The sequence below is a fragment of the Ligilactobacillus murinus DSM 20452 = NBRC 14221 genome (genome assembly GCF_001591685.1).
GTDB lineage: Bacteria > Bacillota > Bacilli > Lactobacillales > Lactobacillaceae > Ligilactobacillus > Ligilactobacillus murinus.
Genome location: NZ_BCVJ01000001.1, coordinates 116,382 through 133,115 on the forward strand (window position 1 = coordinate 116,382; position 16,734 = coordinate 133,115).

The window sequence follows — 16,734 nt, forward strand, 5'->3', positions numbered from 1 at the left end:
TCTATTGTTTACGTAAATTTTCTAATTCAGCTAAAACGTTTTGCTTTACTTCCATATATTGTGTCGTTTCCTCTTCTGAGAGCGTCAATTTTGTTAAAACAGCTACTCCTTGCTTTGATAAAACAACTGGCTCACTGATCGCGATCTTTTGCTTAGCAAATTCGATCTCATGGGTCAAGGGGACTAAGATCGGATGATTGAAAAACAATGCACGACAGATCCGCTGTAAGCACAAAACTGTCACGACTTTATTTGCTTGTAGCGCTTTAGCTTGATAGTCTTTAGTGATCTCATCTAAATTTGCTTGTCCAAATAAACTATTATCTTGCGCAACGATCCCTAACACCGAATTTCCTGCGATCTGTGCGCGACTCCAAGCGATAAAGGCTTCATCTTGCGTTCCGATAACATTAGCGTAGATCGGATCGCTCCCAATATCCAAACGCTCCCCTAATAAGCGGGCAACTGTTTCAGAAAACCCCATCGTGCCTAAACCAAAAACATTATTAGCGGGCAAACCGGAAAAACGCAAGGCCGAATAGACCCACAGATGATCATGGGGCAAGACCACACAGATCTTACCCCTAAAACCATTAGCCATTGCTTGATTGATCACCAGTTGGATCCAGCGACGTTGTGCATTTTCCCCCTCAGCTTCAACATAATCTTTGGGTGGGGTCCCCAGCAAGAGTAGCTGTAGTTCAGCCCAGTTTGGGTGTGCAGTTGCTTCCAAGACAAAATTATCAGCAAAAGCTGAACTTTCGACTAATGAAACAACTTGTGCAGTCGGTGTTTCATTGATCTGGAACCAAAAACATTTTAAATGTTCATCGTGTAAGATACATGTCTGTAAAAATAACTGCAGTTCAGGGTTTTCCCCACAAATCATTATATTATTATCCATTTGAATCCCCCACTTTTCATCTTACCGAAATGCGATCTCTTTTGGACCGCCACGATACAAAAGTAAAAGTATATCTCTTTTAACGTCAAAACGCAAACGTACTTTCGTAAACATTTAAAATTCTCTTTAATTATAGCACAATAATTTCTGGCCTTATTTAACAATAATGTAACAGCTACCATGGCTTTGTCATAAAAACGTTACGCTAAAAAGCTGAAAACTTTTTTCTAAGATGTGCTAAAATCAAGGTAGACAATAAATGAAGGGATGATTATTTTTGATCACTATGCATGATATTATCCGCGAAGGGCATCCAACTTTGCGGGCACGAGCAGAGAAATTTACATTTCCATTGACCGCTGAAGAAAAGCAAACTGCTCAAAAAATGATGGAATTTTTAGAAAACAGCCAAGACCCTGAGATCGCAGAAAAGTACGGTCTCCGCGCTGGTGTTGGATTAGCAGCACCTCAGATCGATATCTCTAAACGGATGACCGCAGTCCTAGTTCCTGGCGAAGAAGGGCAAGAACCACTTTTTAAGCACATCTTGATCAACCCAACGATCTTGAGCGAATCAGTTCAAATGGCTGCTCTAGCAGAAGGTGAAGGTTGCCTTTCTGTTGACCGTGAGATCCCCGGCTATGTTCCCCGCCATGCTCGGCTCAAATTACGCTGGTATGATCTAGATGGCAACGAGCACGTTGAACGCTTACGAGACTATGTTGCGATCGTAGTTCAACACGAGATCGACCACTTGAATGGTGTCTTGTTCTTTGATCATATCAATAAAGAAAATCCATTTGCTGCCTCTGAAGACTTGATCTTACTTTAAAAAGACTGCAAATGACAAGGAACCTCAACATGTTTTTACCTCATGTTGGGGTTCCTTGTCATTTATAGTCTTTTTAGTTATTTTGTTCTAACGTATTCATATCATTGACATATTCTACGGTCGCCTTATTGACTAGATAGGAAACGTCGATGTGCAAGATATCATCTTTTACCCAAATATCGGAGACCACAAAAGCCCTATTTTGTTGGTAACCTTTGATCCCTTGGGCTTTGGCTTGCACTGCCAGCTGCTGTTCAAGCCGGTTTTTTAGACCATTTAGATCAGCCTTAGTTAAATTTTTAACTTCAAGCTGATACTCAAAGGCCATGACCCCCTTGCCCCAAACATCTGAGATCAAGACTGAATCCGCTAAACTTTCATTTAACAGCTTTAAATTTATTAAACTTTCCTCCATTGCCGCATCCGTCAATTTTTGACTGTCGAGCTGGATCAATTTTAAAGCTTTCTTTCGGCGATATCGCTGAAAAATAAGGGCTAAGGTTCCGATAATGACCACTCCAATGATCAGATATAAAAATTCCATAACTTCACCTACTTGTTTACTCTTTGATTATATACTAAATTTAACCAAGCTAGCATCATTTGGGGCCTAAACTTAAAAGTATCTTAGCCTTTATCTTGACCGTAACTTTGTCTAGTCTTTTATCTGACACGTTTGATCAACTTTATATACTTAGTTTGTAAACTATGGTAAAATAGGTTTAATTATTGTGTAAACAATCCCTGTTCGGAAGTTTATTTTTGCTGATTTGAACTTTTATCTAAGTGCAAATAACTATAATTAATTTCATAAAAGGAGAATCATTAATGATCTTTAAAGTATATTATCAACCAACGAAAAAAATCAATCCTCGCCGTGAAAACACGGAATCTTTATATTTAGAAGCTGACTCAGAACCAGAAGCACGCGTTTTAGTAGAATCAAATACCGAATACAATGTTGAATTTATCGAAGAATTGAGCGACGCAGCTTTAGAATACGAAAAGGAAAGTCCAGCTTTTAAACTTACGGAGTTTTAAAAGATGAAAAAACTAAATGTTAAAAATAACGAGACTGCCGTTTTTGCACTCGGTGGTCTGGGAGAAATTGGAAAAAATACTTATGGTATCCAATTTCAAGACGAGATCATCGTCGTCGATGCCGGCATCAAATTCCCTGAAGATGACCTTTTAGGGATCGATTACGTCATCCCTGACTATCAATATCTCGTCGCAAATCAGCAAAAAATCAAAGCTTTAGTCATTACACACGGTCACGAGGACCATATCGGTGGCATCCCTTATCTTTTGAAACAGGTAAATGTTCCGATCTATGCTGGTCCATTAGCCCTTGCCTTGATCAAGAGCAAACTAGAAGAGCATGGCCTATTGAACTCAACTGAATTGCATGAGATCAATGAAGATACGGTCCTACGTTTCAGAAAGACGAGCGTGTCCTTCTTTAGAACTACACACTCGATCCCTGATACCCTAGGTGTTGCGATCAAGACCCCTTCTGGTACCATTGTCTGCACCGGTGACTATAAATTTGATCTAACTCCGATCACAAACCAAGCGCCTAATCTTCAAAAGATGGCGCGCTTGGGTGAAGAAGGGGTTTTGTGCTTACTATCCGATAGTACTAATGCAGAAGTCCCTAACTTCACTAAATCTGAACGTTGGGTCGGCAAATCGATCAAACGTATCTTCGAACAAGTCGAAGGTCGGATCATCTTTGCGACCTTTGCTTCAAACATCTCACGTATCCAACAAGCTGCTGCTGCTGCGATCGCTAAAGGACGTAAGATCGCGGTCTTTGGTCGTAGTATGGAAGCAGCTATCGTAAACGGACGGAAATTAGGTTATCTTGATATCCCTGATGATGCGATCGTTGATGCACGCGAGATCAATAGTTTACCTGCTAATAAAGTTATGATCTTATGTACCGGTTCGCAAGGTGAACCTATGGCTGCTTTAAGTCGGATCGCTAATGGGACTCACCGTCAAGTAGCGATCCAACCAGGCGATACAGTCGTCTTTTCAAGTTCGCCGATCCCAGGTAACACTTTGAGTGTCAACAAAGTCATCAACGAACTTGAAGAAGCTGGTGCAACGGTCATCCATGGTAAGGTCAATAATATCCATGCTTCTGGACACGGTGGTCAAGAAGAGCAAAAATTGATGCTTCGTTTGATGAAGCCTAAATTCTTCATGCCTGTCCACGGTGAGTATCGGATGTTGAAGATCCATACTGAATTGGCCGAAAAATGTGATGTCCCTACCGAAAACTCCTTTATCTTGGAAAACGGTGATGTCTTGGCCTTGACTAAAGATTCCGCCCGTTATGCTGGGCATTTCAACGCTGAAGATGTCTATGTCGATGGTTCCGGGATCGGTGATATCGGTAATATCGTCTTGCGCGATCGCCGGATCCTCTCAGAAGAAGGCCTTGTCGTTGTAGTCGCTACGATCGATATGCAAAAGCGTGAGATCTTAGCTGGTCCTGATCTACTATCACGTGGTTTCATCTATATGCGTGAATCTGGTGAATTGATCAAACAGGGACGTAAACGCGTTTATCGGACGATCAGACAAACTTTGAAAAATGAAAAAGTTACTGAAGCAATGTTGCGTGAAAATATTATTGCTGAGCTCCAAACGTTCCTTTTCGAACAAACTGAGCGTCATCCAATGATCTTACCAATGTTTGTTACAGTTTAAATGCTAAAAAAACAAGCCAAGAGTAGATTTTGGCTTGTTTTTTTGTGCTTGTCGCTTGCTAAAATATTAGCTATAATTGTTTAGTAGCTACTAATGCCTGAAGAAAGTTAATATGGATCAGGCTTTGCTTAGTTCGAAAATAAAGGAAAGGATATATATGATCTTTCTCGTTGTTTCCAATAACGTCCATATTTTATATCACCGCTCGTTTTGAAAACTTTCTTTATTATTGTTAATCCAAATGCTGATCATGGTCAAGCTGCTAATATTTGGGAGCAAGTTGAACAGATTTTGCTTACTCGTCAAGTTAAATATGAAGCTCATCAAACGACCCGTGTTGGCCATGCTAAACAGTTGATCCATTTAAATTTTGGCAAGCAAAAAGCAGAAAATATCAAAGATCAAGTCGTTTTAGTCGTAGGTGGAGACGGAACTTTAAATGAGACGCTCAATGCGCTCAAACATGAAGCTCCTTTGGAAGTCCCACTTGCGTTCATCCCTGTCGGCCATAATAATGGTTTTGCTAAAGGGATCGGGATCGCTTCAGATCCTTTGGTTGCGCTAGATCAGATCTTAGCCGCAACTGAACCGACCTATTATAATGTTGGGGAATATCAAGAAACGACACATAACGAACAAGGATACTTTTTAAATGATTTTGGGATCGGGCTTGATGCTTATACGATCAGCCTAAATGCTAACGTGCATAAACATATGCGTTTGCGTAAGTTCTTGCTGAAACTTCACTTGAACTTTTTGGCATATCTCATCAATGTCTTTACTGCTTTTCTAAATCAAGAAGCCTTTGCAGTAACTTTGAGGATCGGTGATAAATATGAGTTCTTCAAACATGCTCGCTTGGTCAATATCGCCAACCATCCTTATTTTGAAAATGGGATCATCTTGTCGCCAAAAGCCGATATCAATGATCATCAGCTTGACTTGATCATTGCTGATAATTTAGGCTTTTTTAAATTTTTAGCACTGAGTATCGCGATCTATTTCAAAAAGCAACTTAAACTCCCCTATATTCATCACTACAAAGATAAAAATATCCATTTGATCATCAATTCTTTAGAATACGGCCAGATCGATGGTGAAGAAGCCGGAAGTAAATACTATGATATCTTTTTTGGGACGATCAAATACCCTTTCTGGATCAATATCCAAGGCGTCCCTGTTACTAAACGTGTGTAAAAGCATCTGACTTTAAATATAACTAATAACGAGGGTCCTACTAGGATGCGGTTTGCATCGCGGTAGGACCCTCGTCTTACATATAACCGTATTAGTGTCAACGCATAAAATCTGCCGGTGTCAAATTATCCATTCCGATCATCGGGTCGATCTCACCCTTTTTGACCAAAGCTGGGGTTAAGATAAATTTTGGCGTGCTTTCTACTTTAGTAGCTTCTTTAACGCTTGAATCCTTAGGTTTACCCAAAACTTCCCACAAACGCATCGTAAGAGTAGTTTTACGGTTTAAAGCTAAGGTCTGGATACATTTGGCATAAGCTTCTGGTTCACCCAATAAGATGAGTTTCTCCTTAGCCCGTGTTAAAGCTGTATAGAGCAAATTTCGCGCAAACATCCGTGAATACTGTTGGACCATGGGCAAGATCACGATCGGAAATTCACTGCCTTGTGACTTATGGATCGACATACAATAAGCTAGTGTCAAGTTGACGAGATCTTTTCGGCCAAACTCGACTTCTTGACCATCAAATGCGATGATCACCTTGTCGTCTTTGGGGTGATCTTTTTTTAACTCGATCCCGACTATCTTCCCGATATCACCGTTAAAAATATTATTTTCTGGGTCGTTGACTAAATGTAACACACGATCACCGATCCGAAATACGTTATTTCCAAACTTGACTTCTTTTTGTTGTGGTTTTTTAGGATTCAAGAGTGCCTGTAGCGTTTGGTTCAAGCTCGTGATCCCGGCCGCTCCACGATACATAGGCGCTAAGATCTGAACATCATCGACCTTATTTTGCTTAGCTAAAGCCGCAGCAACAACTTGTTCGACCACTGAACTCACTTGATCAGCATGACAAGGAATAAACGAACGATCATTGGTCTTTTGCATTAGATCAGGAGGGACGAGCCCATCCTTGACTGCATGTGCCAATTGGATGATCGTTGAGCCATCACCTTGCCGATAGATCTTAGCGAGTTCTTTTTGTGGTAAAGTTTCACTAGCTAACAGATCAGAAAAGACCTGTCCTGGTCCCACTGAAGGTAACTGGTTGCGGTCACCGACAAAGATTACTTGCATTTGTTCGGGAATACTTTCTAATAATAACTGTAACAAGACAGTATCGACCATCGAAGTTTCATCAACGATCAATAATTTACCTTCTAGCGCTTTTGTCTCTTCCGGTAATTCATCTTCTCTGCCATTCAATCCCAGTAGTCGATGGATCGTTGAAGCTGGTAGTCCGGTAGCCTCACTCATCTTCTTAGCGGCTCTTCCGGTAGGTGCCGCTAAGAGGATCGGCGTTTGACTCGTATCGGATAGATCAAGCTCATGTAGCGCAGCAAACGTCCGCACGATCCCCATAATGATCGTTGTTTTCCCCGTACCAGGTCCCCCCGTCAGTAAGAAAACTGGTGCTTTAACAGCCGCTTTGATCGCTGCTTTTTGATCAGGACCATACGTTATCTGGAGATCTTTTTGGATCGCTTGGATAAAGTCATCGATCTGAGCATCATTTACCTCTTGATCACTTACTTTAGTCGCCAAACGCTTGAGTTCTTCGGCGATCGCATATTCAGCTTCATAGTAGCGTCGTAAATAGATTCGACCATCATCTGAGATCACTTGGCCTTTTTCACCCATTTTCAATAACTGATCAGCTAATAATTCAGGTTCGATCGGCTCAGGGCGACTCTCCAATAAACGTAAAGCTTCTTTTAATAATGTGGCGCCATCCGTATAGGTATTACCCAAAAATAGGCTCAATTGTGCCATACTTGCAAAGATCGCAGCCGCTAAGCGAACTTCAGCTGTTGCGGCCACGCCTAGTTTTAATGCCAATTGATCAGCACGATCAAACCCGAAACCTTCAATGTCATAAACTAGCTGATATGGATTTTCATGGATGACATCTAAAGTCTTTTCACGATATTTTTCAAATAGTTTACCGGCCATTTTCTCGGAAAAACCTAAGGTGCTCAAACCGATCAAAGTGTGTTCTGCTCCATTATCAGCCGTGATCCCAGCTAATAAATTCTCTTTTTGCTTAGCACTCAAACCCAGTTCATCAGCAACTTTAGGATCATTTAAAAGCTTATCTACGGCATTTTCTCCCAACTGAGAAACGATTTTTTCAGCTGTCTTCTTACCGATCCCTTCAAAATGATCACCAGCTAAATATGCGATCACACCATCTTTTGAGGACAAGATCTCTGGCTTATAACTGAGCACTTGAACTTGGCGCCCATATTTAGGATGTTCCGTGATCTTTCCCTTAAAATAGTAACTCGTTCCCTCGATGAGCTCGGGAAAATTTCCTGTGATCGTCACTTCACTGTCTAGATCAAGATCGGTCTCGGTGATGCCCACAAGTGCTACTTTATACAAACTTGCTGGTGCTTCAAAAAAGATATTTAGAACTTCAGCGACTAAATAACCTTCATTTTTATCCTCATCAAATAGTGTCAGTGTCTCTTGTTGCATCATCTACCGCCTTATTTTTTCTTTGTTGTTGCCTGCATCGTCTGTTCCACATCATTTAGACGTGTCTTTAGCGTTTGATAGAGCTTAGGGTCACTTTGCTTGGCACGCTCAAAATACGCTGTTGGATCGGCACCGTTAACGACTGCGATCACACCCAATTGAAAATTGATCCGCGCGTCATTTGGTTCTAATTGCAAGGCCTGTTGATAATAATCCTTGGCTGGGCCAAAATTTCCCAAGGCTAAAAAGCAATCGCCCATCAAACTTAAAGTTGTAACTGATCTTAGCTTCTCACTTGCCGTCAAAGCAAAAACTAAAGCTTTTTGATAGTTGGCCTTTGCATAATATGATTGGGCCAACATCGTATAGGCTTGAGCTTGTAATTTCCCATCTTGGACCAAATTGAACTGTGCGATCGCCTCATCATAAAGTTCACTTGCATAGTAGACATTACCTAGCCCATAATGCAATAATTCTGTTTTTTCTGCCCGATCACTCAAAGCATTGAGTGCTTTTTTAAAAAGTTCTTCCGCTTGGGTAAAGCTCTTTTCTTCAGTTAACGCTGTTCCTAAAGCGTAATAGCTCTCTTGATCGTATGGATCAGCATCGATCTTAGCGATCAATTTTTGGATGACTTGTTGCATCTTTTCATCTCGTTTAGCCCGTTTCATCATTACACCTTCTTATACAATATCAGTCGGATCAAGTTTCTTTTTTAGATAATCCGTCTTATTCCAAGCTAGACACTTAAAGTTTTTACCATCTTTAGTCTCTAAGATCGTGGTGCTTGTGTTAGCCAAGCCACCTTTAGCGCGAATTTGGGCTAAAGGAACACCGAGTAAATGTCTGATCTCAGCACACAAAGCTGCTCCATGACTGACAATGATCACATTGTCTTTAGGATAACGTTCACAGATCGCCTTGATCTTTGGTGTCATTCTTTCAAATAACTCTTCAAAGCTTTCACCCTCGATCTTACTTGGATCGTATTTGTCAGGGTGATGCCGAAAACCGTCGAGTTCAGCCGGATATTTTTCTGCGACCTCGGTAAATTTCATCCCCTCCATTTTTCCTAAGTTAAATTCTTGGAAAGCTACATCAGCCTCTAAATTGACCGGTCGTTCTAAATTAGCGACTAGCTTTTGTGCGGTCACTTTAGCCCGTCGGATCGGACTACAATAGACCTTAGCAAATTTAAAATTATTTAAATAGGTCGCTAATTCTTCGATCTCGCGATAACTCTCGGGTAATAGTGGTGAATCACCACGTGCCCCTTGATAACGCCCTTCTAAATTCCATTTGGTTTTTCCATGGCGTACAAAAAACAACTTTGTCAAAATCCATCCCTCTTCCATGTCTATTGTCTAAATTTTAGCATACCTAGCCTAAAGAAAAAAGGACCATAGCCTTAAGCTACAGTCCCTAAAATATCTAAACATATTGCAATTGTTTGCCGTTTTGATAAGCGTGATCGATCGTTCCACTACCTAGACATTCAGCGCCATCATAAAAGACGACTTCTTGACCTGGTGTGATCGCTCTAACGGGTTCATCAAAGATAACTTCTACCTCTGTTCGTTCATCGTTAAAACGAACTGTCACGCCCGAATCTTTTTGGCGATAACGAAACTTCGCAGTACAATGGAATTCATTGCCACGCTCCTCGATCGGCGCAACAAAGCTCAATTCACTCGCTTTTAAGCTTGTTGCATATAGGTATTCATTGTGATAACCTTGTCCAACTAACAATGTATTAGTGGCTAGATCTTTACCTACAACAAACCAAGGTTCATTACTCTTAGCATCGCCACCGATCCCTAGACCACGGCGTTGACCGATCGTGTAGTTCATCAAGCCAAAGTGTTCACCTTTTACTTCGCCATCTAAAGTCTTCATCAAACCTGGCTTAGCTGGTAAAAATTCACTTAAAAACTTGTTAAAATCACGTTCACCGATAAAACAAACACCGGTCGAATCTTTCTTCTTAGCAGTTGCTAGACCAGCTTCTTCTGCGATCTTACGCACTTCTGACTTATCCATGCCACCGATCGGAAACATCGCTTTTTGCAGATTTTTTTGGGTCAATTGACTCAAGAAATAAGTCTGATCCTTATTTTCATCAGCCCCACGCAATAAGTGTACCGTACCATCTTCATCACGTGACAACTGTGCATAGTGTCCCATAGCGATGTAATCGGCATCTAATTGCATTGCATAATCCAAGAAAGCCTTGAACTTGACCTCTTTGTTACACATCACATCAGGATTAGGTGTGCGTCCCTTCTTGTATTCATCTAAGAAGTATGTGAAAACACCATCCCAATATTCTTTTTCAAAGTTGACCGAATAATACGGGATCCCGATCTGGTCGGCTACTTTAGCTACATCTTGGTAGTCTTCGGTAGCGGTACAAACTCCGCTATCATTTTTATCATCCCAGTTTTTCATGAAAACTCCGATAACATCATAACCTTGTTGCTTGAGCAAATAAGCCACAACTGACGAGTCAACGCCACCACTCATGCCCACAACAACTCTTGTCTTACTATTATCTTGCATGTAAGAACTCACCATCATTTCATTAGATTCTGAATCCAGACGATTTGAAGGTCGTTTTATTCAGTAGCTACCATTATAACGATTATTCCCAACTTTGACAAGGTTTGCTTACTTTTTTATATTAAATTTTTATGCTTTTTCGATAACATTTCGCGCTACGAGATCAGCCAAGATATATTCCAACTGTTCTTGGTTAGTAGCTGTATCTTTTCCTTTGAAGATATTGACTTCTTTTAAACCATTAGCTGTTGTCGTCACCATTTTGAAACTCTTTAAGTCAGCAGAAACGACGATCTTTAGCTTAAAGCCCTTAAATGGTGACGCTGGATCTAGCGAACGTTCTAGTTGAAATTTACCACCTTTAGTCTCAATGAAGCCCGTATCACGTAAAGAATACTTCTTAACATTTGGTGATAGTTGATATGTGGTCGTATCACCTAAAATTTTAGCTGTTGTAGCATATGCCATAATTACACACCTCTAACTTATTTTTTGATACGTTGACTGATCTTAGTCAATTGAGCGACCAATTCATCGATCTCAGCAGCCGTATTATATCTGCCAAAGCTAAATCGCAGTGATTGACTGACCCGTGCCTGATCTTTACCATACATTGCTGCTAAAACATGCGAGGGTTCTAAAGAACCAGCAGTACAGGCGGAACCAGCGGCAGCTGCGATCCCTGCCAAATCTAAATTAGTCAACATCGCATCACTTGGACAGCCCTCAAACCACAGATTGATGATCTGTGGGAGTTCATCTGCTCCCATTTTACCATTTACCTTAACGACCACGCCATTTTCAACTAGCTTATCCACCAATTGACGCTTAAAGCCTTGATAACGTGCTGTCAATTCAGCGCGAGCGTTTTGTTCGAGTTCGATCGCTTTTGCAAAAGCGGCGATTGCTGGAATATTTTCAGTTCCAGCCCGTCTTTTCATTTCTTGATCGCCCCCCCTAAGATGTGGCGCTAGATCAAGGCCTTCACGTTCATATAAAAAGCCCATTTGTTTTGGCCCATTCAATTTATGAGCCGAAGTCGACATGAGATCGATCTGATCGCGTTTGACATCAATATCTAAGATCCCATAAGCTTGAACTGCGTCTGTATGAAACCACGCATTGCTTTTAGCCACAATAGCTCCGATCTCAGTTATCGGCATATGGCTACCAACTTCATTGTTGCCTGTCATGATCGAAACTAAGATCGTATCTGGCCGTAAAGCTTGTTTTAGCTCATCTAATGAGATCACACCATTTTCATCAACTGGTAAATAAGTCACCTCATAGCCATTTTCTTCCAAATAAGCCATTGGTTTTAAAACAGCTTCGTGCTCGATCATAGTCGTGATCAAATGCCGCCCCTCATCTCTTCGCTTCAAAGCAGTTTGAATGATCGCAGTATTATCGCTTTCTGTCCCCCCGCTCGTAAAAATGATCTCATTAGGATCTTTAGCATTGATCGAAGCCGCTATTTTTTGACGACTTTGTTCTAAAATGCTATGCGCTTTGCGACCAAAAGAATTAGTCGCCGAGGCATTACCAAAAACGTTTTGCATCATTTCCGTCATCGTTTCGATAACCGCTGGATCCATCGGGGTCGTTCCAGCATTATCCAAATAAATATTATTCACGTTTATTCCTCACTAATCTTGCATCAAATTTAAGATCATCTTAGCTGAACGCTTGCCAGCATCAATGATAAATTCGTCAAATGTTTGGCCCGCATCTTCATCCCCAACATCTGACATTGCACGTACGATAACAAATGGCACCTTAAATTGATAAGCTACTTGTGCGATCGCAGCCCCCTCCATTTCACAGCAAAGAGCCTTAGGATAGATCTCTTTGATCGCTTGGATCTTATCATTTGAAGCCACAAATTGATCACCCGTGACGATCAAACCAGTCTTAGTTGCCAGATCAGCTTTTTTAGCTGCTTTTTCTAAAGCATGCAATAACTCTTCATCAGCTGGGTAGATCTGCGGTTGCTGTGGTAACTGTCCTGGTAGGTAGCCAAATGCTGTTGCATCAGCATCATGATAAGCTGCTCCAGTTGAAAAGACCACATCACCAACATGAAGGCCTTCACCGATCCCACCAGCTGAACCTGAGTTGATCAAGTGATCGACTCCAAATTCAACGATCAATAAGGCTGTCGTCACACCAGCTTGGACTTTCCCGATCCCTGAACGAACTAAAACAACATCATGTCCGTTGAGCTGGCCTGCATAAAAAGCGATCCCACCTAATGTTTTTTCAGTACTGTGGGTCAACTGAGCCCGCAATTCCTTGATCTCTTCTTCCATCGCACAAATAATTCCATACTTCATCAATAAACGACCTTTCTAACTTAGAAATTGACAAAACGCATAAAAAGAAAAACTAAAATGATCGCAACGATCAGACCGATAATAGCATAATTTAGTTTTCTTGCTAACTGCTTTGTCTTTTCTGCTTGGCTTTCTAATTTTTGTTTTTGACGCGTCTTAGTCCGGCTAAAACCGGTGTCTTCTGCAGTTTCGACCGTTTTTTTACTACGACGCAATGGCTTTTCTTCTAGATTGTTTTCTGTCATTGGCAGTTACCTAATTCATCAATTGCCAAAACATTACGGCCATGATCGTTTTACTATCACAGATCAAACCTTCTTGCATGGCTTTTAAAGCTTCAGGTAAAGTCAATTCGACCTTTTCTAAAAATTCATCTTCATCTTGTGGCAATTCAGTCGTTACTGGACTTAAACCACTTGCATGATATAAATAGATCTTTTCATCGGCAAAACCAGGTGATGTATAAAAAGGCATCACTAATTCTAAATTTTTCGCCATGTAACGTGCTTCTTCATTTAACTCACGTGTCGCAGTTTCTAAAGGCGAATTTTGTTCATCGGGCTCGATCTTTCCTGCGGGGATCTCTAAGGTCACTTGCCCTAAAGGTGAGCGCCATTGCTTGATAAAGACCATTTTATCTTGTGGTGTGATCGCGATCACACCAACAGCCCCATGATGGCGTACGATCTCACGCAAAGCTTTCTTTCCATTTGGAAGCATCACTGTTTCACGATCAAGATCGATCACTTTACCGTCAAATAAATGTTCAACATTTGTAACTTTTTCTTCAAAATCCATTTCGTTCACCTCACTTGTCATTATAGCAAAAAATACGATCTAGCTAAACATCAACAAGCCATGCTCTTGCCATAGCAAAAACACAGCTTGTTAAGAAATATTATTTTTCTAAGCCTTCAGTAACAGCTTCGGGGAAATTATCAGCTACGATCTTAGCACAGCTAGCACATAATTCCTTGAAACGTTCATCAGTACCAACATCAGGCGTGATCCGACGGCAACGTGGGCAAGTTTCACCCGTAGCATGTTCAACTTTGATCTTAACTTCACCATAATCATCCGCATCAGCTGGAGCATCAGCTAGATCAGCGATATCTAATTGGGATACGATCAAGGCTTCACGAACGTCAGCACCTAAGTTAGCCAATTCTTGTTTTACACCTTCAGAAACATAAAGTGTTACATGAGCTTCAAAAGATTTACCGATCAATTTTTGATTGCGGGCTTCTTCTAAACTCTTCAAAACATGGGACCGAAGTTTCATGAAACGAGTCCAGTTTTCCATGATCTGTGCTTCACTATCGAAATGTTCAACTGCAGGCATTTCAGCTAATTGCACATATTCTTCAGGTTCTTTGACAAAGTTCCAAACTTCTTCAGTCGTATGTGGCATTACTGGTGTCATCAATTTAGCCAAACGAACAACCGTTTCATATAAAACAGTTTGCATTGAACGACGCTTCTTAGCATCCTTAGCTTCGATATAAACAACATCTTTAGCTACTGCCAAGTAGAAAGCAGATAATTCTGTCGTTACAAAATTGATGACTTTCTTGTAAATGTCCATGAAGTTGTAGTTAGCGTAGTCATCCAAGATCTCCTTGGTAAATTTATTGGCTAAGATCAACATGTATTGATCGATCGCTTCGAGTTCATCAAATGGTACAGTATCTTTAGCTGGATCGAAATCTGTTGTGTTAGCCAATAAGAAACGCATCGTATTTCTGAATTTACGGTAACTTTCAGAAATTTGAGCAAAACTTTCCATTGAGACACGAACGTCAGCTGAAGTATCAACACTTAAGACCCAAAGACGGATGATCTCAGCGCCCATCTGCTTGATAACTTCTTCAGGAACGATCGTGTTGCCTAATGACTTACTCATCTTGCGTCCTTCAGCATCAAGGGTGAAACCTTGCGACAAGATCTGCTTGTATGGAGCATGCCCCGAGACCGCCACACTTGTGATCAAACTCGAGTTGAACCAGCCACGATATTGGTCAGAGCCTTCCAAGTAAAGATCGGCTGGATAGGTCAAGTAATCACGTTGAGCACAAACACCTTGGTGGGAAGAGCCCGAGTCAAACCACACATCCATGATGTCAGTTTCTTTAGTGAACTTACCATTTGGTGAATGTTCGTTAGTATAGCCTTCTGGCAATAGATCTTTAGCATCTAATTTGAACCAGATATTTGATCCGTGTTTTTCGACTAATTTAGCCACATGCTCGATCGTTTCTTTTTCCATGATCGCTGTTCCGTCTTCAGCGTAGAAGATCGGAAGGGGAACGCCCCAAACACGTTGGCGTGAGATGACCCAGTCACCACGGTCGCGGATCATATTGTAGAGACGTTTTTGACCCCATTCAGGTAAGAACTTAACTTCATTGATCGCATTCAAAATGTTATCTCTGATCTTATCGACTGAAGCAAACCATTGTGGTGTCGCCCGGAAGATGATCGGCTTTTTAGTCCGCCAGTCAAATGGATAGCTATGTTCATAATCCATTTCCTTTAAGAGCAAGTTAGCTTCACGTAATTTGTTCAAAGCAACTTCATTAGCATCTTCATAGAAGACACCATCGAATTCAGGACCACATTCAGCTGTTAAATGACCAGTATCATTAATAGGAGCAAAGATCTCTAAACCATACTTCATCCCCATCTTGTAGTCATCATCACCATAGCCAGGAGCCGTGTGGACTAAACCTGTACCAGATTCAGTCGTTACAAAGTCACCTAACATGACTAATAATTCACGATCTTCGTAGAATGGATGTTGCGCTGTGATGTATTCAAGTTCTCGACCCTTAACGACCTTCAAAGTCTTAACATCTTCCCAACCGAATAATTCAGCATTCTTTTGGATCAGATCAGCTGCCATCACGAATTTACGGTCTTCGCCAGCTGGTTGGACCACTGCATAATCAAAAGAAGCATCGATCGTGATCCCTTCTGAAGCTGGGATCGTCCATGGTGTCGTTGTCCATACGATCATGTATGTATCTTCATCTAAGACACCTTTACCATCAAGAACTCGTTCTGCATAGAAAGCAGAGGGTGAAGTCACGTCATGGTATTCAACTTCGGCTTCAGCTAAAGCAGATTCTGATGACCAAGACCAGTAAACTGGACGCTTACCTTTGTAAATAAGTCCTTCTTCAGCCATCTTACCAAAGACACGAATTTGTTGAGCTTCATATTCAGGATCTAAAGTCACATATGGGTCATCCCATTCGCCTGCGACCCCTAAACGTTTGAAGTCGGTCCGTTGCTTATCAACTTGTTCTAAAGCATATTCACGACATTTTTCACGAAAATCAGCTACAGATAAAGCTTTACGGTCGACCCCAGCTTTTTTGAGCTGTTGTTCGATCGGTAACCCGTGTGTATCCCAACCAGGCACATATGGTGCTCTAAAGCCCATCATTGACTTAGCACGGACAATAATATCTTTTGAGATCTTGTTCATCGCATGTCCCATGTGGATGTTACCATTGGCATATGGAGGTCCATCATGTAAGACAAAAGTTGGCTTACCTTCATTTAATTTTTGGCGCTTTTCGTAAACCTTATTTTCTTCCCATTCGTTTTGACGTTCTAATTCACGAACAGGCAAATTGCCGCGCATTGGGAATTTGGTTTTCCCTAAGTTCAAAGTATCTTTGATTCGCATACTCTT

The 16,734-nt window shown here is 41.2% G+C and carries 16 protein-coding genes; 4 read left to right on the forward strand and 12 right to left on the reverse strand.

Going from position 1 to position 16,734, the window contains the following annotated elements:
- Position 1 precedes the first annotated feature (1 nt).
- Positions 2 to 904 (reverse strand): Rossmann-fold NAD(P)-binding domain-containing protein, encoded by a 903-nt coding sequence (locus LMU01S_RS00570; RefSeq protein WP_225354572.1) that lies wholly within the window; start codon positions 902 to 904, stop codon positions 2 to 4.
- Between the two features lie 277 nt (positions 905 to 1,181).
- On the opposite strand from LMU01S_RS00570, the gene def reads away from it, so the two are divergent.
- Positions 1,182 to 1,736: a peptide deformylase gene (def, locus tag LMU01S_RS00575; protein ID WP_039936111.1), complete on the forward strand. Its 555-nt coding sequence runs from the start codon at positions 1,182 to 1,184 to the stop codon at positions 1,734 to 1,736.
- A 73-nt stretch (positions 1,737 to 1,809) separates the two neighbouring features.
- Here def and LMU01S_RS00580 read toward each other — a convergent pair whose 3' ends face one another.
- Positions 1,810 to 2,280, reverse strand: coding sequence for a hypothetical protein (locus LMU01S_RS00580; RefSeq protein WP_056959391.1), 471 nt, complete (start codon positions 2,278 to 2,280; stop codon positions 1,810 to 1,812).
- 284 nt (positions 2,281 to 2,564) lie between these two features.
- Between LMU01S_RS00580 and LMU01S_RS00585 the strand changes: the two genes are divergently transcribed.
- From LMU01S_RS00585 to LMU01S_RS00595, 3 genes are all read left to right on the forward strand, one after another.
- Positions 2,565 to 2,777 (forward strand): DNA-directed RNA polymerase subunit epsilon, encoded by a 213-nt coding sequence (locus LMU01S_RS00585; protein ID WP_010688769.1) that lies wholly within the window; start codon positions 2,565 to 2,567, stop codon positions 2,775 to 2,777.
- Between the two features lie 3 nt (positions 2,778 to 2,780).
- On the forward strand, positions 2,781 to 4,457 hold the full coding sequence (gene rnjA / locus LMU01S_RS00590; protein ID WP_056959389.1) for a ribonuclease J1: 1,677 nt from the start codon (positions 2,781 to 2,783) through the stop codon (positions 4,455 to 4,457).
- Positions 4,458 to 4,667: 210 nt separating this feature from the next.
- A complete protein-coding gene (locus tag LMU01S_RS00595) occupies positions 4,668 to 5,654 on the forward strand; it encodes a diacylglycerol/lipid kinase family protein (RefSeq protein WP_082613086.1) in 987 nt (328 codons plus the stop codon).
- Between the two features lie 97 nt (positions 5,655 to 5,751).
- Here the strand turns inward: LMU01S_RS00595 and recD2 are convergent, their stop codons facing one another.
- The 10 genes from recD2 to ileS all read right to left on the reverse strand — a co-directional run bounded on the left by recD2 (position 5,752) and on the right by ileS (position 16,728).
- Positions 5,752 to 8,142 carry an SF1B family DNA helicase RecD2 gene (gene recD2 / locus LMU01S_RS00600; RefSeq protein ID WP_056959385.1) on the reverse strand — a complete coding sequence of 797 codons (2,391 nt, stop codon included), beginning with the start codon at positions 8,140 to 8,142 and terminating at the stop codon, positions 5,752 to 5,754.
- Between the two features lie 11 nt (positions 8,143 to 8,153).
- Positions 8,154 to 8,813, reverse strand: a complete 660-nt coding sequence (locus tag LMU01S_RS00605) for a tetratricopeptide repeat protein (protein ID WP_056959383.1) — start codon at positions 8,811 to 8,813, stop codon at positions 8,154 to 8,156.
- Positions 8,814 to 8,825: 12 nt separating this feature from the next.
- Positions 8,826 to 9,479: a histidine phosphatase family protein gene (locus LMU01S_RS00610; protein ID WP_056959381.1), complete on the reverse strand. Its 654-nt coding sequence runs from the start codon at positions 9,477 to 9,479 to the stop codon at positions 8,826 to 8,828.
- Between the two features lie 94 nt (positions 9,480 to 9,573).
- Positions 9,574 to 10,716 (reverse strand): tRNA 2-thiouridine(34) synthase MnmA, encoded by a 1,143-nt coding sequence (mnmA, locus tag LMU01S_RS00615; protein WP_156470361.1) that lies wholly within the window; start codon positions 10,714 to 10,716, stop codon positions 9,574 to 9,576.
- A gap of 114 nt (positions 10,717 to 10,830) precedes the next feature.
- Positions 10,831 to 11,169 carry a DUF1831 domain-containing protein gene (locus tag LMU01S_RS00620; RefSeq protein ID WP_004048957.1) on the reverse strand — a complete coding sequence of 113 codons (339 nt, stop codon included), beginning with the start codon at positions 11,167 to 11,169 and terminating at the stop codon, positions 10,831 to 10,833.
- 17 nt (positions 11,170 to 11,186) lie between these two features.
- Entirely contained in the window at positions 11,187 to 12,335 is a 1,149-nt protein-coding gene (locus LMU01S_RS00625) for a cysteine desulfurase family protein (protein WP_056959377.1), read from the reverse strand.
- Positions 12,336 to 12,347: 12 nt separating this feature from the next.
- The gene (locus LMU01S_RS00630; protein ID WP_056959375.1) at positions 12,348 to 13,034 is read right to left on the reverse strand and encodes a 5'-methylthioadenosine/adenosylhomocysteine nucleosidase; all 687 of its coding nucleotides are present in this window, start codon (positions 13,032 to 13,034) and stop codon (positions 12,348 to 12,350) included.
- Positions 13,035 to 13,054: 20 nt separating this feature from the next.
- Positions 13,055 to 13,279: a hypothetical protein gene (locus LMU01S_RS00635; protein ID WP_004048960.1), complete on the reverse strand. Its 225-nt coding sequence runs from the start codon at positions 13,277 to 13,279 to the stop codon at positions 13,055 to 13,057.
- A 10-nt stretch (positions 13,280 to 13,289) separates the two neighbouring features.
- A complete protein-coding gene (locus LMU01S_RS00640) occupies positions 13,290 to 13,832 on the reverse strand; it encodes an NUDIX hydrolase (RefSeq protein WP_056959373.1) in 543 nt (180 codons plus the stop codon).
- A 100-nt stretch (positions 13,833 to 13,932) separates the two neighbouring features.
- Positions 13,933 to 16,728, reverse strand: a complete 2,796-nt coding sequence (gene ileS, locus LMU01S_RS00645) for an isoleucine--tRNA ligase (protein ID WP_056959371.1) — start codon at positions 16,726 to 16,728, stop codon at positions 13,933 to 13,935.
- Positions 16,729 to 16,734 lie beyond the last annotated feature (6 nt).

Excerpts from the sequence above, each read along its gene's own strand:
- recD2 (WP_056959385.1), bottom strand. The coding sequence starts at position 8,142 with ATGCAACAAGAGACACTGACACTATTTGATGAGGATAAAAATGAAGGT.
- LMU01S_RS00580 (WP_056959391.1), bottom strand. The coding sequence starts at position 2,280 with ATGGAATTTTTATATCTGATCATTGGAGTGGTCATTATCGGAACCTTA.
- LMU01S_RS00640 (WP_056959373.1), bottom strand. The coding sequence starts at position 13,832 with ATGGATTTTGAAGAAAAAGTTACAAATGTTGAACATTTATTTGACGGT.
- LMU01S_RS00585 (WP_010688769.1), top strand. The coding sequence starts at position 2,565 with ATGATCTTTAAAGTATATTATCAACCAACGAAAAAAATCAATCCTCGC.
- ileS (WP_056959371.1), bottom strand. The coding sequence starts at position 16,728 with ATGCGAATCAAAGATACTTTGAACTTAGGGAAAACCAAATTCCCAATG.
- LMU01S_RS00635 (WP_004048960.1), bottom strand. The coding sequence starts at position 13,279 with ATGACAGAAAACAATCTAGAAGAAAAGCCATTGCGTCGTAGTAAAAAA.
- LMU01S_RS00570 (WP_225354572.1), bottom strand. The coding sequence starts at position 904 with ATGGATAATAATATAATGATTTGTGGGGAAAACCCTGAACTGCAGTTA.
- LMU01S_RS00630 (WP_056959375.1), bottom strand. The coding sequence starts at position 13,034 with ATGAAGTATGGAATTATTTGTGCGATGGAAGAAGAGATCAAGGAATTG.
- mnmA (WP_156470361.1), bottom strand. The coding sequence starts at position 10,716 with ATGGTGAGTTCTTACATGCAAGATAATAGTAAGACAAGAGTTGTTGTG.
- LMU01S_RS00620 (WP_004048957.1), bottom strand. The coding sequence starts at position 11,169 with ATGGCATATGCTACAACAGCTAAAATTTTAGGTGATACGACCACATAT.
- LMU01S_RS00605 (WP_056959383.1), bottom strand. The coding sequence starts at position 8,813 with ATGAAACGGGCTAAACGAGATGAAAAGATGCAACAAGTCATCCAAAAA.
- rnjA (WP_056959389.1), top strand. The coding sequence starts at position 2,781 with ATGAAAAAACTAAATGTTAAAAATAACGAGACTGCCGTTTTTGCACTC.